18 protein-coding genes are annotated in these 17,426 nt (G+C 71.5%); 9 read left to right on the top strand and 9 right to left on the bottom strand.

Features of this window, described 5'->3' with window-relative positions; all coding sequences use genetic code 11:
* Positions 1-358: 358 nt before the first annotated feature.
* Both DN051_RS33180 and DN051_RS33175 read left to right on the top strand, forming a co-directional pair.
* Positions 359-829: a DUF5709 domain-containing protein gene (locus tag DN051_RS33180; RefSeq protein WP_053757579.1), complete on the top strand. Its 471-nt coding sequence runs from the start codon at positions 359-361 to the stop codon at positions 827-829.
* Positions 830-880: 51 nt separating this feature from the next.
* The gene (locus tag DN051_RS33175; RefSeq protein WP_053757580.1) at positions 881-1,144 is read left to right on the top strand and encodes a type B 50S ribosomal protein L31; all 264 of its coding nucleotides are present in this window, start codon (positions 881-883) and stop codon (positions 1,142-1,144) included.
* A gap of 356 nt (positions 1,145-1,500) precedes the next feature.
* Here the strand turns inward: DN051_RS33175 and DN051_RS33170 are convergent, their stop codons facing one another.
* Entirely contained in the window at positions 1,501-2,295 is a 795-nt protein-coding gene (locus tag DN051_RS33170) for a metal-dependent hydrolase (RefSeq protein ID WP_053757581.1), read from the bottom strand.
* A gap of 145 nt (positions 2,296-2,440) precedes the next feature.
* Here DN051_RS33170 and DN051_RS33165 point away from each other — a divergent pair, with 145 nt between their 5' ends.
* Positions 2,441-4,954, top strand: coding sequence for a DEAD/DEAH box helicase (locus DN051_RS33165; protein WP_112440339.1), 2,514 nt, complete (start codon positions 2,441-2,443; stop codon positions 4,952-4,954).
* Between the two features lie 19 nt (positions 4,955-4,973).
* The gene (locus tag DN051_RS33160; RefSeq protein WP_053757583.1) at positions 4,974-5,840 is read left to right on the top strand and encodes an acyl-CoA thioesterase; all 867 of its coding nucleotides are present in this window, start codon (positions 4,974-4,976) and stop codon (positions 5,838-5,840) included.
* Between the two features lies 1 nt (position 5,841).
* On the opposite strand, the gene DN051_RS33155 is transcribed toward DN051_RS33160, so the two are convergent.
* Both DN051_RS33155 and DN051_RS33150 read right to left on the bottom strand, forming a co-directional pair.
* The gene (locus tag DN051_RS33155; RefSeq protein ID WP_162625016.1) at positions 5,842-6,801 is read right to left on the bottom strand and encodes a DUF6397 family protein; all 960 of its coding nucleotides are present in this window, start codon (positions 6,799-6,801) and stop codon (positions 5,842-5,844) included.
* Between the two features lie 161 nt (positions 6,802-6,962).
* A complete protein-coding gene (locus DN051_RS33150) occupies positions 6,963-7,376 on the bottom strand; it encodes a roadblock/LC7 domain-containing protein (RefSeq protein WP_053757585.1) in 414 nt (137 codons plus the stop codon).
* 94 nt (positions 7,377-7,470) lie between these two features.
* On the opposite strand from DN051_RS33150, the gene DN051_RS33145 reads away from it, so the two are divergent.
* Positions 7,471-7,899: a PPOX class F420-dependent oxidoreductase gene (locus DN051_RS33145; RefSeq protein WP_053757586.1), complete on the top strand. Its 429-nt coding sequence runs from the start codon at positions 7,471-7,473 to the stop codon at positions 7,897-7,899.
* A 21-nt stretch (positions 7,900-7,920) separates the two neighbouring features.
* On the opposite strand, the gene DN051_RS33140 is transcribed toward DN051_RS33145, so the two are convergent.
* From DN051_RS33140 to DN051_RS33120, 5 genes are all read right to left on the bottom strand, one after another.
* A complete protein-coding gene (locus DN051_RS33140; RefSeq protein ID WP_053757587.1) occupies positions 7,921-8,526 on the bottom strand; it encodes a GTP-binding protein in 606 nt (201 codons plus the stop codon).
* Positions 8,527-8,769: 243 nt separating this feature from the next.
* The gene (locus DN051_RS33135; protein WP_053757588.1) at positions 8,770-9,183 is read right to left on the bottom strand and encodes a DUF742 domain-containing protein; all 414 of its coding nucleotides are present in this window, start codon (positions 9,181-9,183) and stop codon (positions 8,770-8,772) included.
* 22 nt (positions 9,184-9,205) lie between these two features.
* A complete protein-coding gene (locus tag DN051_RS33130; RefSeq protein ID WP_053757589.1) occupies positions 9,206-9,643 on the bottom strand; it encodes a roadblock/LC7 domain-containing protein in 438 nt (145 codons plus the stop codon).
* Positions 9,640-12,150, bottom strand: a complete 2,511-nt coding sequence (locus DN051_RS33125; RefSeq protein WP_053757590.1) for a sensor histidine kinase — start codon at positions 12,148-12,150, stop codon at positions 9,640-9,642. Before DN051_RS33125 ends, DN051_RS33130 begins: the two co-directional genes overlap by 4 nt.
* A gap of 50 nt (positions 12,151-12,200) precedes the next feature.
* A complete protein-coding gene (locus DN051_RS33120) occupies positions 12,201-12,974 on the bottom strand; it encodes an MHYT domain-containing protein (protein ID WP_053757591.1) in 774 nt (257 codons plus the stop codon).
* Positions 12,975-13,126: 152 nt separating this feature from the next.
* On the opposite strand from DN051_RS33120, the gene DN051_RS33115 reads away from it, so the two are divergent.
* The 4 genes from DN051_RS33115 to DN051_RS33100 all read left to right on the top strand — a co-directional run bounded on the left by DN051_RS33115 (position 13,127) and on the right by DN051_RS33100 (position 17,006).
* Complete coding sequence (locus DN051_RS33115; protein WP_112442572.1) at positions 13,127-13,726, top strand: class I SAM-dependent methyltransferase; 600 nt, start codon at positions 13,127-13,129, stop codon at positions 13,724-13,726.
* 136 nt (positions 13,727-13,862) lie between these two features.
* The gene (locus DN051_RS33110) at positions 13,863-14,159 is read left to right on the top strand and encodes a hypothetical protein (RefSeq protein ID WP_053757592.1); all 297 of its coding nucleotides are present in this window, start codon (positions 13,863-13,865) and stop codon (positions 14,157-14,159) included.
* Between the two features lie 136 nt (positions 14,160-14,295).
* A complete protein-coding gene (locus DN051_RS33105) occupies positions 14,296-15,129 on the top strand; it encodes a hypothetical protein (RefSeq protein WP_053757593.1) in 834 nt (277 codons plus the stop codon).
* 485 nt (positions 15,130-15,614) lie between these two features.
* On the top strand, positions 15,615-17,006 hold the full coding sequence (locus tag DN051_RS33100; RefSeq protein WP_112442570.1) for a tannase/feruloyl esterase family alpha/beta hydrolase: 1,392 nt from the start codon (positions 15,615-15,617) through the stop codon (positions 17,004-17,006).
* Positions 17,007-17,010: 4 nt separating this feature from the next.
* Here the strand turns inward: DN051_RS33100 and DN051_RS33095 are convergent, their stop codons facing one another.
* On the bottom strand, positions 17,011-17,193 hold the full coding sequence (locus tag DN051_RS33095) for a hypothetical protein (protein ID WP_053757594.1): 183 nt from the start codon (positions 17,191-17,193) through the stop codon (positions 17,011-17,013).
* Between the last annotated feature and the right edge of the window lie 233 nt (positions 17,194-17,426).

Raw genomic sequence — 17,426 nt, 5'->3', positions numbered from 1 at the left:
ACGGACGTCCTGCCCAACCCCGCGTGACCACGGTCCCGCCCGGCACCGCGTTCACCACGGTCCCGGGCGGCACCGCGTCACCCACGGTGCCGGCCGCGCCGGGCGACGGGCCGGTCCCGCCTCCCGGCGACGGGAGCCGCCGCAGGTCACACCCCGTGTCCGCGCCGGTCCGCGGCCGGCGGTCGTCCGTGCCGTTGCGCGGTGGCGAAGAGGGGTGGAAGGCTGGATAGCGGCGCGGGCTCGGGGAACGTCCGCGACCCCCGCGGGGTGTCGCCGGGCGCAGTCCGTGGCCCCGGTACGGGCGGCACGGAGCCGGCCGTGGTGGGAACTGCCCCGTCTTCACCACCTGGAGGTACCCGTGAACAGCGGCGACGGATGGGGAGACGACGTCTACCAGCCCGACGGATCCGAGATCCAGGAGGACTCCGGGCTGCTGGACGTGGAGGACACGCTGGAGAGCGACGGAGTCGGCGATCCCCTCGACCGGGGCTGGTCCCCTCCCGAGAGGCCGTGGGCGGTGGAGCGCGCCGATGTGACGGCCGCCGAACGCCGACGCGGCGAGTCCCTGGAGCAGCGGCTCGACGAGGAGGTACCCGACGCCTCCGTACCCGACGGCGACGGCATCGGCGACTGCTACGGCACCGACGGGGAACTCCTGGACAACGAGGTGGGCGCCTTCCGCTCCGGCCGGCTCGTGGCCCCCGACGAGGGAGCGCACGAGGACGAGGAGAGCGCGCTCATCGCCACGGACGTCGGCATCGACGGCGCGGCCGCCTCCGCGGAGGAAGCCGCGGTGCACATCGTCGACGAGGACTCCCTCTCGGGCTAGCCCACGCTGAACATCTCCTCCGCACCGACCTTCGCCGCACCAGGAGCAGCCATGCAGCAGGACAAGCACCCCGACTACCACCCCGTCGTCTTCCGCGACCGCGCCGCCGGCTACGCGTTCCTGACGCGTTCCACCGCCACCAGCGAGCAGACGGTCGAATGGGACGACGGCGAGACCTACCCCGTGGTGGACGTGGAGATCTCCGCCGAGAGCCACCCGTTCTACACGGGCAAGGCCCGCACGGTGGACACGGAAGGCCGCATCGCCCGCTTCGAGCGGAAATACGGCGAGGGGCAACGCCAGACTTCCGACTGACCCCGAGACCTGCTGACAGGAGAGCTGCAGGCAGCCGCCCTGCCGACAGGAGAGCTGAAGGCCGTAGAGCGACCGGCCGAAGACGCCTCGGCAGGAGAGCGACCGCCAGGAGACCGGTCCGAAAGAGACCGGTCCACGGGCAGGAGACAGGTGCACCGTGCCCCGACGGTGGGCGACCGAGCGGACCGGGTCCCGATGAGACCAGACCGGTTCACGGGCAGCCGGGCGGCAGCGGGCCGGTCCACGGCCCGGTCCATGAGGACGCCAGCGGTCACGGACCGGCCCACAGGGGCGGAAGGGCGGGACCGATCGGCTCAGGCCCCACCCGTCAGAACTGTCAGAACCCCCACCGCACCTCAGATCACATTGAGCGCGGCCGCGCCGCCCACTCCCCCGAGCAGCATGAACACCGGCATGAGCACCTTGAGCTCGACCCAGCTGCCCGCCCGGAACCGCAGGCTCTTGGGCGGGCCCAGCGGGTACCAGCGCCTGCGGCCCACCGGAATCGGCCAGAGTATCGGGCAGCCGGAGACGGTCAGCGCGTCCCCGATGTCGTGCACCAGGGCGCCGAGCACGATCGGCAGGCCCAGCCACAGGTACTCCTGGCCCGGCGCCGTGAACAGCCAGTCCGCGCCATTGCCGGGCTTGTCCAGCACGCCGGCGAGGATCCACGAACTCGTCGCGGCCAGCAGCCACACCAGGACGTCGCTGCTGGAGCCGCGCGCCGCCCGCCACAGCAGACCCTCGATGGCCAGCACCATGTGCACGAAGAGGATCGCGAGCACCGCCCAGCGCCCGCCCGTGATCGCCAGGACGGAGCTGCCCGCACCGATCAGGACCGCCCACAGCCAGGTGTGGGTGAGCGTGCGGTGGCCGCCGGAGCGGCGCGGGTCGCCCGGCTTCCTGGTGGCCTTGTAGACGGCGTAGGAGAGCTTGTCGACGATCTCGCACAGCCGGCGTGAGATCGGGCCGAAGGAGCGCGAGATGGTGGCGGCCTTGTGGTCGAGGTCCGGGGCGAGTGCCGCTCCGGCGCAGATCAGCGCGCCGCACAGGAGCACCGGCCAGGGCATCGTGTGGCCGGCCGCGGCGGCGGCCGCTCCGACGCCGAGCCAGGCCGCGGCTCCCGACAGAGAGTGTGCTGGTCCCATCATCGCCGTAGCCCGCCCCGTTCCTCGTGCTTCGCTGTCCAGTTGACCTTTTGCGCTGACGTCGTGTCGGCGCCTCAGCGTAGCGTTCGCGATCTTCGTGCGAGTATCCGATTCCCTTATCGGGTGAGAGGCCAGGCAAGATGGGGGCGTGACCCTCATCGATCAGCTGCCGCAGTCCGCCGACCCCGACGCCCTCTACGAAGCCTTCGAGTCGTGGGCCCAGGAACGCGGTCTCACGCTCTATCCGCACCAGGAGGAGGCACTGATCGAGGTGGTCTCCGGGGCGAACGTGATCGTTTCGACGCCCACCGGCTCCGGCAAGAGCATGATCGCCGCGGGTGCGCACTTCGCCGCGCTCGCCCGGGACGAGGTCACTTTCTATACGGCCCCGATCAAGGCGCTCGTCTCGGAGAAGTTCTTCGAGCTGTGCAAGCTGTTCGGCACCGAGAACGTCGGCATGCTGACCGGTGACGCGTCGGTCAACGCGGACGCCCCGGTCATCTGCTGCACCGCCGAGGTGCTCGCGTCGATCGCGCTGCGCGACGGCAAGCACGCGGACATCGGCCAGGTCGTCATGGACGAGTTCCACTTCTACGCGGAGCCGGACCGCGGCTGGGCCTGGCAGATCCCGCTGCTGGAACTGCCCCAGGCGCAGTTCGTCCTGATGTCGGCCACCCTCGGCGACGTCTCGATGTTCGAGAAGGACCTCACCCGCCGCACGGGCCGCCCGACCTCGGTGGTCCGCTCGGCGACCCGCCCGGTGCCGCTCTCCTACGCCTACCGGCGCAGCCCGCTCACGGAAACGCTGACCGAGCTGCTGGAGACGAAGCAGGCACCCGTGTACATCGTGCACTTCACGCAGGCGCAGGCCGTGGAACGGGCGCAGGCATTGATGAGCATCAACATGTGCTCGCGTGAGGAGAAGGAGCAGATCGCCGAGCTGATCGGTAATTTCCGCTTCACCACCAAGTTCGGCCGCAACCTCTCCCGCTACGTCCGGCACGGCATCGGGGTGCACCACGCCGGCATGCTGCCGAAGTACCGCCGCCTGGTGGAGAAGCTCGCGCAGGCCGGTCTGCTGAAGGTCATCTGCGGGACCGACACGCTCGGCGTCGGCGTCAACGTGCCCATCCGCACCGTGCTGTTCACGGCCTTGACGAAGTACGACGGCAGCCGGGTGCGCACGCTGCGCGCGCGTGAGTTCCACCAGATCGCCGGCCGCGCCGGACGCGCCGGCTTCGACACGGCCGGTTTTGTCGTCGCTCAGGCACCTGAGCACGTCATCGAGAACGACAAGGCGCTCGCGAAGGCGGGCGACGACCCGAAGAAGCGCCGGAAGGTCGTCCGCAAGAAGGCACCCGAGGGCTTCGTCGCCTGGAGCGAGGACACCTTCGACAAGCTCATCACCTCCGAGCCGGAGCCGCTGACGTCCCGCTTCAGGGTGACGCACACGATGCTGCTGTCGGTGATCGCCCGGCCGGGCAACGCCTTCGAGGCCATGCGCCATCTGCTGGAGGACAACCACGAGCCGCGCAAGCAGCAGCTGCGCCACATCCGGCGTGCGATCGCCATCTACCGCTCCCTGCTGGACGGCGGCATCGTCGAGAAGCTGGAGCAGCCGGACGCCGAGGGCCGCATCGTCCGCCTCACCGTGGACCTGCAGCAGGACTTCGCGCTCAACCAGCCGCTGTCGACCTTCGCCCTGGCCGCCTTCGAGCTGCTCGACCCCGAATCGCCCTCCTACGCCCTGGACATGGTGTCCGTCGTGGAGTCCACGCTCGACGACCCTCGGCAGATCCTCGTCGCCCAGCAGAACAAGGCGCGCGGTGAGGCCGTGGCCGCGATGAAGGCGGACGGCGTCGAGTACGAGGAGCGCATGGAGCGCCTCCAGGACGTCACCCACCCCAAGCCGCTGGAGGAGCTCCTCTTCCACGCGTACAACACGTACCGAAAGAGCCACCCGTGGGTCGGGGACCATCCGCTCTCCCCCAAGTCCGTCATCCGGGACATGTACGAGCGGGCCATGTCCTTCACGGAGCTGGTCTCCTACTACGAACTGGCCCGCACCGAGGGCATCGTGCTGCGCTACCTGGCCAGTGCCTACAAGACCCTGGAACACAACATCCCCGACGACCTCAAGTCCGAGGACCTCCAGGACCTCATCGAGTGGCTCGGCGAAATGGTGCGCCAGGTCGACTCCAGCCTCCTGGACGAATGGGAGCAGCTGGCCAATCCGGAGGAGATGACCGCCGAGGAGGCTCAGGAGCGGGCCGACCAGGTCAAGCCGGTCACGTCCAACGCGCGCGCCTTCCGCGTCCTCGTCCGCAACGCCATGTTCCGCCGGGTGGAACTCGCCGCCCTCGACCAGGTCGACGAACTGGGCGAGATGGACGCCGAGTCCGGGTGGGACGCAGACGCCTGGGGCGAGGCGATGGACAAGTACTGGGACGAGTACGAGGACCTGGGCACCGGCCCCGACGCCCGCGGTCCCAAGCTGCTGCTGATCGAGGAGGAGCCGGAGAACGGCCTGTGGCGCGTCCGGCAGATCTTCGACGACCCGGACGACGACCACGACTGGGGCATCAGCGCCGAGATCGATCTCACGGCCTCGGACGCCGAGGGCCGTGCCGTGGTCCGCGTCACCGACGTCGGGCAGCTGTGAGCACAGGAGAAGGACACCCATGACGAATCCGGCCGAGAAGCTCGTCGACCTGCTCGACCTGGAGCAGATCGAGGTCAACATCTTCCGTGGCCGCAGCCCGCAGGAGTCCCTGCAGCGCGTCTTCGGCGGCCAGGTGGCCGGGCAGGCGCTGGTCGCGGCCGGGCGCACCACGGAGGGCGACCGGCCCGTGCACTCGCTGCACGCGTACTTCCTGCGCCCGGGAAGGCCGGGCGTGCCGATCGTGTACCAGGTCGAACGGGTCAGGGACGGGCGGTCGTTCACGACCCGCCGGGTCACTGCGGTGCAGCAGGGCCGCACGATCTTCAATCTCACCGCCTCCTTTCACAAGCCTGAGGAAGGGAGCTTCGAGCACCAGTTGCCGCCGGCCCGTGAGGTGCCGGACCCGGAGACCCTGCCGACGGTCGCCGAGGAGATCCGGGAGCATCTGGGGGCGCTGCCCGAGCAGTTGGAGCGGATGGCGCGCCGCCAGCCGTTCGACATCCGTTATGTGGACCGGCTGCGCTGGACGCCCGGGGAGGTCAAGGGCGCCGAGCCGCGCAGCGCCGTCTGGATGCGCGCGGTCGGGCCGCTCGGGGACGATCCGCTGGTGCACACCTGCGCGTTGACGTACGCCAGCGACATGACCCTGCTGGACGCGGTGCGCATCCCGGTCGAACCGCTGTGGGGACCGCGTGGCTTCGACATGGCGTCGCTCGACCACGCGATGTGGTTCCACCGGCCGTTCCGTGCGGACGAGTGGTTCCTCTACGACCAGGAGTCGCCGATCGCGACGGGCGGGCGAGGTCTCGCCCGCGGACGCATCTACGACCTCCAGGGACGCCTGCTGGTGTCCGTCGTCCAGGAAGGACTGTTCCGGGCCCTGTAGGTCACGCCCCGCGGCGGCGCCGGCCGAGCCGACCCAGCAGACCCCGCACCCGCCCCGGCTCGTCCTCCGGCTCGCGCCTCGGCTCCGGCTCCGGCTCCGGCTCCGGCTCCGGCTCCGGCTCCGGCTCCGGCTCCGGCTGGTGAGCGTCTCCCGGTGGTTCCGGTGCTGCTCGCCGGGGTCCGGGGCGGGGCGCCGGCCGGCGCTCGCGTGCCTCGTCCAGGGCCTGGGCGAGATCCGCCCGCAGCCAGCGGATCTCATCCGGGTGGTCCGCCGTCATGATCTCCTCGGCGAGCCGCGCGGCCGGTGAACCGGAAGCGGTGTGCACGGGTGGTCCCGGCCTGAACCGGGCAAGATGGGCGCGCTCGTAGGGATCCGTGACGCAGGCAGCGATGTGGACCGGGTCGAGCAGGGCGGCGACCGCCCCGGCGCGCTCCCACGGGTCCTCGGCATGACGCAGCAGGAATCCCAGGTGCCGGCCCCGCCAGTTCCGGGGGCGGAGGTCGAGGCCCGTCCGCAACTGGTCCCGCAGCCCCTCCGGCATGCGGCCGGTGAGCAGCCGGACGTGCTTCTCGTCGGCCGCGAACTGCTGGATGTCATGGGCGAGATAGAGCCAGACGAGCGCTCGATAGCGGTTCAGATGAAAACGGACGGGAGCCAGCAGCCCGAGGCGGGCCAGGCGGGTGAACCTCTCCGTGGACACCTCCATGAGGGCCGCGGCCTCCCGCGTGCCCACGACGCGCACGCTCTCGTGCAGCGATGCCGGAAAGCCCTCCTCCGCGCGCAGCCGGTCGATCTCGCCCTGCGTCACGCGTCGCCCTCCGCCGCCTTCGTCCGGCACGGTGCGGATGCGCCCCAAGTGCACGCCCAGCTCGAAATCCCGCCGCTTGAGACCCAGTTCTCGAGCCGCGCGGCTCGGCGGGTACGTGCGGTGGTCCGATGGCGCGATGGTGATGCCCGGCATGGTTCGTCTCCCCCGTCGAGTCGTCGGTCGGCAACTGGTCCGGCCGACGGTGCATGGTCGTCCGCTCACGCTGTGTGCGCTTGCGATGACAGAACCGTAGCCGGTCGCACGGACCTCGTGGCGGGCCTGTGGATAACTCGCGGGGGCGAAGAATCCGCAGGTCAGGGGTCTACGAGCGGTGTCCGTTCGGGCTGCCGGGCGTCCACGCCGAGGTGCTCGCCGACCCGGTTGACGAGCAGAGTCATCTCGTACCCGATCTGACCGATGTCGGCTTCCGCCCCGCTGAGCACGCACAGACAGCTGCCACTGCCGGCCGCGGTGACGAAGAGCACCGCGTCATCGAACTCGACCATGGTCTGCCGCACCTGTCCCGCGCCGAAGTGGCGTCCCGACCCCTTGGCGAGGCTGTGCAGCCCGGACGCGACGGCGGCGAGATGCTCCGCGTCCTCGCGCCGCAGCCCCGTGCTCGCTCCGGTCACCAGACCGTCGTTGGACAGGACCAGGGCGTGCCGTACGTCCTCGACACGCCCGGTCAGATCGTCCAGTAGCCAGCCAAGTCCCTGGTTGTTCCCCATGTATTCGGTCTCCCCGTGTGACCAGTCCCCCCGGCAGGAGGATCTCTTGGCCAGCCTTCCCCACGACCGGCGCACGGGCAAGGAGCATGGGGGCATGGCACAGAAGATGACCGACACGGAATGGCGGGACTTCGTCTCGCAGGGCACCCGCACCGGCAAGCTGTCGACGGTCAGGGCCGACGGCAGCCCGCACGTCACACCGATCTGGTTCCTGCTCGACGGACGCGAGGTGGTGTTCAACACCGCGAAGGAGAGTGTGAAAGGACGCAATCTGGCGCGTGACGGCCGGGTCGCGATCTGCGTGGACGACGACCGGCCGCCGTTCGACTTCGTGGTGCTGGAGGGGCGGGCCCGCCTCTCCGAAAACCTCGACGAACTCCGGCTGTGGGCCGGGCGCATCGGCGCCCGCTACATGGGTGAGGAGCGTGCCGAGGAGTTCGGTGCGCGCAACGGCGTGCCGGGCGAACTCCTCGTTCGTGTCGCGATCGACAAGGTCATGGCACTGAAGGCCGTGGCCGACTGACGTCTCCCCGAACCGGGCGGTTCAGCCCACGGAGTCGAGCAGCCGGGCGGTATGCATCCGCCCGGCGTACTCGACGAGGCGGATCAGTACCTCCTTTCCCGAGTCGCGGTCGCGGGCGTCGCAGAGCACGACGGGCGTGCCCTGGTCGAGGTCGAGGGCGCGGGAGACGTCCTGGGCGCCGTAGGCCCGGGCCCCCGCGAAGCAGTTGACGGCCACCACGAACGGGATGTGCCGGTGCTCGAAGTAGTCCACCGCGGGGAAGCAGTCCTCCAGGCGTCGGGTGTCGGCCAGCACGACCGCTCCCAGCGCTCCCTGGGACAGTTCGTCCCACAGGAACCAGAAGCGGTCCTGGCCGGGGGTGCCGAACAGGTAGAGGGACAGTCCGGAGCGGATCGTGATCCGGCCGAAGTCCATCGCGACGGTCGTCGTGACCTTCTGGTCCACGCCGTCGGTGTCGTCCACCAACTGGCCGGCCTCGCTCAGCAGTTCCTCGGTGCGCAGCGGCCTGATCTCACTGACCGCTCCCACCAGGGTGGTCTTGCCCACGCCGAATCCGCCGGCGACGAGTATCTTCAGCGCCAGGGCGGCCGTCTCGTCACCCGTGACGTCGGGGGCCTCGGTGACCATCGATCACTTCTCTCGGGAGTGCCGGCAAGGGTAGGCGTCGGTACGCGCGTGCCGCGGTCCGGCACGACGTCCGCGCACGGCTTCGGTGCGTCCGTGCGAAGTCAGCATCATGACAACGGCGATGTCTTTCCCGGGCGATCGGACCGCTCTTTGCCCGACGCGACCGAAACAGGCCCATCGGTGCACGGAAAGAGACGCCGATCGTCGCAGTGCGACACCGTTGGGTACGGGATGTCTGTTCATCTACAGCGCCCGCAGTCCCGCGATGACCTCGCGCAGGATCCGTTCGTCGGGGAGCTGGGCCGGCGGCACCGGGCGGCTGATGGTGACGCAGCCCAGTTCCAGGAGGTCGCCGAGGAGCACCCGGACGACACCGACGGGGAGGTCGGCGTCCGCGGACAGTTCGGCGACCGACTGCGTCTCCGTGCGGCACAGCTCGATCAGGGTCCGGTGCTCCGGTCCGAGGGCGATGTCGTCGTCGACGTCCGGAGCGCCCGGGTCGAGAGTGACCAGGGCGATGAGGTCGAAGCGCACGCCCGTCGGACCGGGCTTGGTGCGACCGCCGGTCATGGCGTACGGGCGGACGAGCGGACCCGCCTCGCTGTCGTACCACTGGCTGCCCTGGTCCTGCGGGGCGTCCTGGCTGTCCTCGGTCATCTGTCTGGGTCGCCTTCTCGCCTCAGCCCGCGGCGGGTGGCCGCACGCCGATCCTCGGTGCCGTCTGGAGGTGCTCGCCGACGCGTTTGACCAGACGTGCCATCTCGTACGCCACCAGGCCGATGTCGGCGGTCACCGCGGTGAGGACGGCGAGGCAGGAGCCGTCGCCGGCCGCGGCCACGAACAGGAAGCCCTCGTCCATCTCCACCATGGTCTGGCGCACCCCGCCGGTGCCGAAGTGCCGTCCGGCCCCCTTGGCCAGGCTGTGGAAGCCGGACGCCACGGCGGCGAGGTGCTCGGCGTCCTCACGGCCGAGGTCGGTCGAGGCACCCACCGCGAGGCCGTCGTTGGAGAGCACCACGGCGTGCCGTACTTCGTGCACGCGCAGTACCAGGTCGTCCAGCAGCCAGTCGAGTTCGCCGGAACGCTGGCCGGCTCTCATGCTCGGGTCCTGGATCATGCGGGGTCTCCTTCGCTGCTGTCGCCGCCACCGGCCGGTTCCGGCGCGGCACCGCGACCGGGTGGCCGGCCGCTGCCGCGTACCCATCCGTCGCGGTAGGCCGCCATGCGGTCGCGTACAAGTTCGGGGGTGCGCCGGTCGTCGTCGCCCACGCCGGGCGTCCGGTCCGTGTCCTCGGTGCGTCGTTCGCGCAGTTGGGGCGCGAGATTGGCCTGCCGCACCCGGCGCGGGAGGTCTTCCGAGGCTTCGGGGTCGTCCTGGGGACGGTGCAGGCGCAAGGTGGCCACTCCGGGGGGCGGGGTTTCGGAGCCGTTCTGCGCCGCGGTCGGTACCGGAGCCACCAGAGCGGGACGGTCTCCGGTGGGTGGGACGGCCTCTTGCAGCCGGGGGGCGTCGGGTACGCGTGTGTACTCGCGTTCCGGCTCCGGCGTCTTGTCGGCGGAACGTTCCGGCGCGCCGGAGTGCAGCAGCGGGGTGGGCAGCAGCACCACCGCCGTGGTGCCCCCGTACGGCGAGGTGCGCAGGTGCACCTTGATGTCGTGCCGTGCCGCGAGCCGGCTGACCACGAACAGGCCGAGGCGGTCGCTGTCGAACAGGTCGAGGGCCTCGGACTGCTCGATGCGGCGGTTCGCCTCGGTGAGCGTGTCCTTGCCCATGCCCAGGCCGCGGTCCTCGACCTCAATCGCATAGCCGTTGCCGACGGGTTCTCCGGTGATGCGCACACGCGTGTGCGGGGGCGAGAACTGTGCGGCGTTCTCCACGATCTCGGCGAGGAGGTGTGTGAGGTCGGCGACGGCCGCGCCGACGACCATGGCCGCGGGCAGCTGCCGTACCTCCACGCGCGCGTAGTCCTCGACCTCGGAGACGGCCGCGCGGACCACGTTGGTCAGCGGGACCGGCATGCGCCAGGCCCGACCGGGGGCCGCTCCGGAGAGGATGATCAGGCTCTCCGCGTGCCGCCGCATACGGGTGGTGAGGTGATCGAGGCGGAACAGGTCACTCAGTTCATTGGGGTCCTCGGAGCGGCGTTCCATGCTGTCGAGCAGGCTCAGTTGGCGGTGGACGAGGACCTGGCTGCGGCGGGCGAGGTTGACGAAGACGCCCGAGATTCCGCTGGCGAGTTCGGCGCGCTCGACCGCGGCGCGCAGGGCGGCGCGGTGCACGCTGCCGAGCGCCTCGGCGACCTGGCCGGTCTCGTCCTCCGCGGGCGGCCCGGCCGGCGCCTCGGCGCGGACGTCGATCTCCTCGCCCGCGCGCAGCTTCCGCATGGCTTCGGGGAGTTTGCGGCGGGCGATCTCCAGGGCGCCGTTGCGCAGGCTCACCAGCTCGACGACGAGGCCGCGTCCGATGCGGACGGAGATGACCAGGGACGCGGCGACGGCGGCGAGGCCGAAGACAACGGCGGCGCCCGCGGGAGTCAGCAGTCCGCGGGTGAACGGGTCGGCCCGGTCCGCGACACCGCGTGCGGCGTCCTGCTCGACGGTGCGCATGCCGTCCCGTACGCGCGTGTGCGCCCTGTCCCAGTCGGCCGAGGGGGCGGCGGCCAGGGCCCGCAAGCCCGTGCCGCTCGTCAGGATCTCGTCCTCGAGGGTGCCCAGTGCGGCGTAGTCACCGCCCTCGGCGAGGGTCCGCCAGGCCGCGCGTTCGTCGCCGCGCAGGTCCGCGACGGCAGAATCGGTAAGGGTACGACGGGTGTCTACGGCGCCGGTGAACAGCCGCAGCCGCTCGCCGTCCAGGCCGCCCGCCAGGCGGGCGCTGGCCAGCAGGACCTCCTCCTGGGCCAGGGCCTCGCCGGCACGGGAGAACTCCAGCAGGACGCGCGCGTCGGAGCCGAGTTCGGCGTCCTGGATGCCGCTGAGGGCGCCGCCCACGCCGAACGCCTTGGAGATCGTCTCCGTGTAGCGGTCGTACGTCTCGTCCCACTCGGCGCGGCGGTCGAGCACGGCGGTCCGCAGCGGGCGCAGTCGCTCGGCGCCCGTGACGAAGGCGTCGAGCCTCTGGGGCACCCCTCGGGGAAGGTCCTGCCCGTCGGCGACGGTGTTGCTGTCGCCGAGCCGCAGCCGGGCCAGCGCCCGGTCCGTGCGTTGCGCACGGTCCTCCAGGGCACCCGCGTGCCCGGCGGACGGGTCGGTCGCGTGCTGTACGGCGGCGGCGCGCTCCGACTGGAGTGCGGAGACCGCTTCCGCGACGGGGGTCCGCACCTCGGAGTCGACGCGTTGCAGCTGCCGCAGCCGGGAGACGTCCTGCACGGTGCTGACCGTGGCGAAGGCCCACAGCGCGAGCAGGGACACGACCGGCACCATCAGCAGACAGACGATCTTGGCGCGCACCGTGCGCGGTCGGATGCGCCAGCCGTCGGCACGGGGCCGCACGCCCTCCGAGGCCCTGCCTCCGGCCTCGTGCGGGCCCTCGTCCGCCGGTGGCCCGGCGTGCGCGCGCCGGCCGCGTACGGGAGGTGAAGGAGGCGACTCGGCGCCTGACGTCGGGGTCCTACGGGGTGTACGCATGGCCTCCTCGATCGGAAGGGTTCTCGGGGGCTGCCGGTGCGCGGGCGCCGTCAGCGGGCGACGCTCTCCACGGGCCGCTGCGCCGAGGCGGACGCCTCGCGCTCCCCCGCCGTCGGCGACAGCGCCACGAAGGCCGAGGTGAGGAAGAGATAGGACCCGAGGCCGACGGCGAGGGGGAAGACGAACTGCATCGCCGTGGCCCCGGGCAGGACTTCGCCGGACGGGGTGACCTGCACGCGCACCGCGAACATCCCGGTGTAGTGCATGCTGCTCACCGCCGCGCCCATGACGAGGGAGGCGACGGTGACCGCCACGGGCGACTTGATGTTGAGCGCCGCCCACAGGGCCGCGGTCGCCGCGACCACGGCGATCACGACGGAGAGGGCGACACGCGCCGGGTCGTACGTCACGTCACCGTGCAACCGCACGGCGGCCATTCCGAGGTAGTGCATGCTCGCGACCCCGAGCCCGGTGGTGAGCCCGCCGAGCAGGAGGGCGCGGACCCGGTCGCGGCCGTAGCCGACGGCGAAGACGCCGGCGCTCACCACGACCATCGCGACCAGCAGGCTGAGGACGGTCAGCGGTACGTCGTAACGGATCTCGGTGCCGCTGACGCTGAAGCCGAGCATGGCCACGAAGTGCATGGTCCAGATGCCCGTACCGATGGCCGAGGCGGCCGTGACGAGCCAGTTGCGGCGTGAGCGCCCCGTGGCGCCGAGCGCACGGACGGTGCAGCGGAGCCCGAGGGCGGCGCCTATGCAGGCCATCACGTACGACAGCACGGGGGTCAGCCAGCCGAAGGCGGCGTGGTCCAGGTGTCCCATGGCCCCGGGACGCTAGTCGGGGCAGGGGCACACAAAGGGGGCGCGTTTCGAAAGGTGCTGGAATATGACACAGATATGTTCCTGAACGATCGCGTCACGTTCGAACATGCGCGCCGACGCGTCCTCCGCAGCGGTGAGGGATCATGCGGAACATGAGCGACGACCGCACACACGTCCAGGAATTCTTCGCCGCCCGCGCCGCCGCCTGGGACAGCCGGTTCCCCGACGACGGTCCCGCCTACACGGCCGCGGTGGCCGAACTCGGTCTGCGCGAAGGCGATCGCGTCCTCGACGCCGGCTGCGGCACCGGACGCGCCCTGGCGCCGCTGCGCGCCGCCGTGGGGCCGTCCGGAGTCGTCCTCGGGGCGGACCTGACCCCGGCCATGCTCGCGGCGGCCGTACGGGCGGGGCGGGACCGTGACGCGCGACTGCTGCTCACCGACGTGGCCGCGCTGCCGGTGCGCTCGGAGTCCCTGGACGCCGTCTTCGCGGCGGGCCTGATCGCCCACCTGCCCGAACCGGGCCGCGGTCTGCGGGAATTGGCGCGGGTGGTGCGCCCGGGCGGGAGGCTGGCCTTGTTCCACCCGATCGGCCGGGCGGCGCTCGCCGCCCGGCAGGGGAGGCGGATCACCCCCGACGATCTGCGCGCGGAGCCCCGTCTTCGTCCGCTTCTGCACGGTTCGGGATGGCGTACGACGTCGTACGTCGACGAGGACTCCCGGTTCCTCGCCCTGGCCGTGCGGGAGAGCTGACCGCCGGACCCCGCGGCAACGGTCCGGCCTTCGCCCCGCCCCGCCTCTTCTGCCGTCGAAGCTCCAACTCTACGTTGAGTAGCAGCGGATGAACGATCGGCGAGGAAAGACACCACGCAGGGGGAAGGTGGTCACAGTGTTCGACAAAGTCCGCAAGTCCTGGGCCGGGTTCCGGACGGCCGCACGCACGGAGCAGAGCACCGGCAAGACCAAACGCACGCACAACCTGTTCGAGGCGGCCGCCGCCTACGTGTCGGCGTGCGCGGAGGACGACCAGGAGCGGATCGACGAGGCGGCGGGCTGGGTGTCGCCGGAGGCGCTGTCCTTCGGGGTGAACGAGCTCGCCTGCCGGGCGGTGATCGCGTTGGCCCGCGAGCGCGACGAGTCGCCGCGGACCGTCGCCCGTACGCTCCTGGGACTGCCGATGGCCTGACGTACCCGTACAGGGCGGTCGAATTCGCCCCGTCCAGCCGGATCGCCGCAGTTCCGGCTGGTCCGGGGAGTCGTGACAAGGCCCTCCCCGTCGCACTAGGGTGCGCGCCGTTGGACGAACACCTGGGGAGGCTGGGATGGCCGGGACGGACGAGACCGCTGTCGCCGCCGCGGACGATGCGCTCTACGTCCTCACGGCGGTGCTGCTGACGCCCGCGCAGTTCCCGAGTGTGCTGGGCGACGACTATCCGGAGGCCTGCTCGGCGCTCGGTCTCGCACCGCTCGCCGACGGGTACGGCCTGGTGCTCGGCCAGGACGGCGCCGGCGCCCGGTGGACCGTCGCCACCGACGACGTGTCGCTGGTCGCCGTCGCCATCGCCTCCTGGGACTGCGGGATGGAGTACGACCTGTCGCCCGACGAGCGGTCCGTCGTCGCCGCGCTGCCGGGTTGGCCCCTGGCGGTCGCCGTGGCCGCGCCCGGCGTGCCCGCCCCGCACGATCCGGATCCCGACCCGGCGGACGGTCCCCCGCTGTGTCCGCCCGACACCAGCAACTGGGGGCCGGCCCAGCGGCGGCTCGGCGCCGACGAGATCGCGCTCCAGTGGGCGGTGTGGCGGGAGCAGATCGACGACGCGGAGTTCGTGACGCCCGACGGTTCCGCCGGGGACGCCGAGGGCGAGCGGGGCGAGGAGACGAGCCCGGGACGCGGCGGCATCCGGCGGGTCCTCGCCGAGGCACGCGCGTACGTGGACACCCCGCCGCCCCTCGGACGTGTCCGCTCGTCGTTCGCCACGGGAGAGGCGCGGACGCTGCGCGCCGACGGTCCGGGCTGGTCCCTGGTGGCCAGGACCGACGACATCGCGTTCGTGCTGCTGGACGACGCGCCCGGCGAGGTCCTGCCGGTGGGCCGGGGCCCGGAACTTCCGGGCCTGCTGGAGGCGCTCGACAGGATGGCCGTACGGCCGATCTGAGACGGCGGCGGGCACGGCCCGCGACGGGCCCGGCCGACGGGCGAACGCGCACGCCGGCCCAGCAGGGGATCGTCGCGTGCCAGGGCACTCATGCGTGCCGGGTGTGGCAGGGGTGCGAATTGGGCCCTCGGCCAGGCGGGCGTCAGCTGCGCCGGCAGGGGCTGGGTCTGGGTCTGTCGGGAAGGCGTCCGGGACGCCTCGGAGTCGGCCGTCAATGCTCGCCCTGAAGCCGCTGGGCCTCCTTTTCAGATGTCATACGGATCATCGTGACGTCCGGTCGGGTCCGGCTCGAAGGCATCTCTTCGGCGCGACCCGACTGCCGTGCGGCGCACCGCTTTTCAGGCCACGCGGCCTGTTGCCGGATCCCATACGCGGACCACTCCGTATGTGGTTCGGATCTATGGCTGGCGGGCGCGGCCGGCCGCACCATGGGGCAGCCCTCGGCTCCGCTCACTTCCCTCACCCGGTACGCCCTGGAGGCCCTGATGCGCCCGTCCCTCGGAGTTCCCGCACTCTCCGCCGCTCTCGTGGCGGCAGTCCTCGCCGCGCCGACGCCCGCTCTGGGCACGGAGGGCGGCGCCGGCCACTGCGCCCGCCAGGAACGGGTGCGTGTGCCGGGTGCGGAGCTCCAGCGCAGCGCCTGTCTCGCCGATCTGACCACCACGGGGCTGGCCGGAACCCCCTACACGGACATGGCCGACCAGGCGGGACTGACCGCCGGCGCCACCCGCACACCGTCCGGGGTGCCCGGCGTCCAGGTCGACGGCTACTTCCCTGACTCCTCGCGCTTCAACGCCACGCACGGCTGGCAGCACGACGCGCAGTTCGTGATCCGGCTGCCGGACCGCTGGAACGGCGGCCTCGTCGTCACCGGGGCGCCGGGCACCCGCAGGCAGTACGCGACCGACAAGGCGATCTCCGACCAGGTGCTGGCCCGGGGATTCGCGTACGCCGCGACCGACAAGGGCAACAACGGCACCGACTTCTACCTCGACGGCACCCGTCCCGGGGACGCGGTCGCGGAGTGGAACGCACGCACGACGCAGCTGACCCGCGCGGCCCGGAAAGCGGTGGCGCAGCGCTACGGACACGCCCCGCGCCGCACCTACATGACCGGCATCTCCAACGGCGGTTACCTCACCCGCTGGCAGTTGGAGAACCACCCCGAGCTGTACGACGGCGGCGTGGACTGGGAGGGGGCGCTGTGGACGGCGGACGGACCCAACCTGCTCACCTCCCTGCCGCAGGCGGTGGCCTGGTCGCTCGGCTCGGCGTCCGACGAGGACCTGTACGCCGCCGGCTTCGCGCCGGGCTCGGAGTTCCTGTGGCCGTACCACCAGCGGGCCTACTGGGGCGTCACGCAGAAGACCTACCGGGCGGAGTTCGATCCGGCCTATGATCCCCGCTGCCCCGGCCCGTCCGCCGATACGACGCTCGAGGAGATCCTGGCGCCGTGCGCGTCCGACGCGACGTACGACTACGCCTCGCGTCCCGCGTCCGTGCGGCGCGCCGTGGCCCGGGTGGCGCTGACCGGGCGGATCCAGCGGCCGCTCATCACCCTGCACGGCGACCTGGACACGCTGCTGCCGAAAGCCGCCGACTCCGACGTCTACGCACGGATGATCGACACCCGTGGGCGTGGTTCGCTGCACCGGTACTACACGATCCAGGGCGGTACCCACGTCGACGGGCTGTACGACACCCACCCGGACCGGCTGCGGCCGATCCTGCCCTGCTACCGGTCGGCGTTCGACACGCTGGTCGCCTGGGTGGAGCGCGGCACCCGTCCGCCCGCGGACCGGGTCGTCGAACGGCCCACGGGCGGTGATGTGGTCGACTCGTGCGCGCTGGACGGCGGGACCGCTGCCCGGCGGTAGGACGTCAGCGGCCGAGCTCCTTTCGCCCCACGCGGCGCAGCCTGCGCCGCTGCGCGGGGTCGAGCGCGAGGTAGGCGGCGGCCGGGACACCCAGGATGATCAGCAGCGCGGCCCACCAGGGCAGCCAGATCAGCAGGATGAGCCCGGCCGCCACACCACCTGCGGCGATCTTCGTCTTCTTCGACATGTGCGTCGCCTCCTTCGCGGCCACTGCCGCTCTCTGCTCTGAAAACGGGCCCGTGCCGTCGGCGGTTCCGGATCGCGACCCTGAGACATCCCCGACGCCCGACCCTTACCCATCCCTGACATCCGGCAAGTGATCCGGGTCATAGCCGTTTCGTGCGGGGTCGGTCCGCGATGTGTCGTATCCTCGGCGATTCCGAACCCAGGTAGTCAAATTTGAGGAATGCGGACATCGCT

This window comes from Streptomyces cadmiisoli (genome assembly GCF_003261055.1).
Classification (GTDB): domain Bacteria; phylum Actinomycetota; class Actinomycetes; order Streptomycetales; family Streptomycetaceae; genus Streptomyces; species Streptomyces cadmiisoli.
The sequence above is the reverse complement of the archived record's forward strand: the minus strand, read 5'-3'. Positions and strand labels throughout refer to the sequence as shown.